Source organism: Blastomonas sp. CCH1-A6 (genome assembly GCF_001556365.1).
Lineage (GTDB): Bacteria > Pseudomonadota > Alphaproteobacteria > Sphingomonadales > Sphingomonadaceae > Blastomonas > Blastomonas ursincola.
In genome coordinates, this window is record NZ_LSIS01000469.1 from 1 (window position 1) to 1,970 (window position 1,970).

Below are 1,970 nucleotides of genomic sequence, written 5' to 3' on the forward strand. Positions count from 1 at the left end.
GCTCCGAACAGGTCTCGCAGGGCGCGACCGAGCAGGCCGCTGCCGCCGAACAGGCTTCTGCGGCGATGGAAGAGATGGCCGCGAACGTCAAACAGAATGCGGACAATGCCGCGCAGACCGAAAAGATCGCGCGCCAGTCGGCCAGGGATGCCGAGGTCAGCGGCGAGGCGGTGAACAAGGCCGTCGGCGCGATGCAGACGATCGCCGACAAGATCGGCATCGTGCAGGAAATCGCACGCCAGACCGACCTGCTCGCGCTCAACGCCGCGGTCGAGGCCGCGCGTGCCGGCGAACATGGGCGCGGCTTTGCGGTCGTCGCCTCCGAAGTGCGCAAGCTTGCCGAGCGCAGCCAGGGCGCCGCGGCCGAAATCAGCCAGGTCTCGTCGGAGACCGTCAAGGCCGCCGCGGAAGCCGGCGAGATGCTGAACAAGCTGGTGCCGGACATCCGCCGGACCGCCGAACTGGTGTCCGAGATCAGCGCCGCCTGCCGCGAACAGGACATCGGCACCGAACAGATCAACGAGGCGATCCAGCAGCTCGACAAGGTAACGCAGCAGAATGCCAGCGCCTCCGAGCAGATCAGCAGCACCTCCGAGGAACTGGCCAGCCAGGCCGAGGAGATGCAGCAGACCGTTTCCTTCTTCCAGCTTGACGAGCGACAAGCCCCCCGTGCCCGGCCCAAGACGCCCAAGCCTGTCGCAGCCAGAACCGCCAGGCCCGTGGGCAAGACGGCAAAGCCCGTCAGGCCCGCCGCTGCCAGGCCGAAGGCCGATAGCGTGGCGCATCAGCAGGAGCGGGTGAAGGGCTTTGCGCTGGATCTGGAACGCGGCGTAGCCGACGATGATGATGCCGATTTTGGAGAGGCAGCATGATCCGGCCTGTCTGACGCCTGACCCCATCCGAATTTTTGACACCCAGTGACCACCCCAGGTGGCGAGCGACCCCGCGCGCCCACCCCATTTGACCGAAGTGAGACTGAACCCATGCGTGCAACCATCAAGGCAAAACTGGCGGGCGCCTTCGCCTTTCTGCTGCTGATCACCGGCATTATCGGTGTTTTCGGCATCACCAACATGTCGACCATCAACGACAAGTCGACCGATCTGGCGAAGAACTGGATGCCCAGCATCGATGCCATCCACCGGATCAACACCGCGACGTCGGACCTGCGGATTGCGCAATACACGCATGTCGTTTCCACCGATCCCTCCGTGATGCGCCAGGTCGAGGGGCAGATGGACACCATCTTGCGCGACATCGCGACGCAGCGTGCACGCTACGAGAAGCTCATCTCTTCGGACGAGGAGCGCCAGATCTATCAGACGTTCGCGGGCAAGTTCGACCGATATCTGAAGGACGGCGACCGCTTCATCGCGCTCTCGCGCGCCAACCAGAATGTCGAGGCCGCCGCAGCGCTCGCCGCCAGCAAGACCCTGTACGACGATTTTTCCGCCGACCTGCTCAAGCTCGTCAATCTGAACACCGAGGGCGGCAACAAGGCGAGCGCCGAGGGCGATGCCGCCTATGCCGATGCGCGCAACCTGTTCATCGGGCTGCTGGTTGTCGCCATGATCGCGGGCATTGCCGCTGCCATCTGGATCTCGCTGACCATCTCGCGCGGCCTGAAGAATGTCAGCATCGCCATCGATGCCGTCGCCATCGGCGATCTCGACAAGGATGTCGTGGTCACCACCAACGACGAGATCAAGGATCTGGTCGATACCGTCAACCGCATGACCGCAAACCTGCGCCAGACCGCCGCGCTCGCCGAAACCATCGCGCATGGCGACCTGACCGTGCAGCACACCGCGCTGTCCGATGAGGACAAGCTGGGCCACGCGCTGATCGCGATGGTCGAGCGGCTGCGCATCGTCGTCGCCGACACCACCGCCGCGATCGGCAACGTTGCAGCCGGCAGCCAGGAACTGTCGTCGAGCTCCGAACAGGTCTCGCAGGGCGCGACCGAACAG

General features: G+C 64.6%; 2 protein-coding genes. Both read left to right on the top strand.

From position 1 onward, the window contains the following. Positions 1-872 (top strand): methyl-accepting chemotaxis protein (locus AX735_RS20995; RefSeq protein ID WP_231750202.1); only part of this gene is annotated, 872 nt, incomplete at its 5' end. Between the two features lie 111 nt (positions 873-983). After that, on the top strand, positions 984-1,970 hold a 987-nt coding region (locus AX735_RS21000), incomplete at its 3' end, for an MCP four helix bundle domain-containing protein (RefSeq protein WP_156447569.1).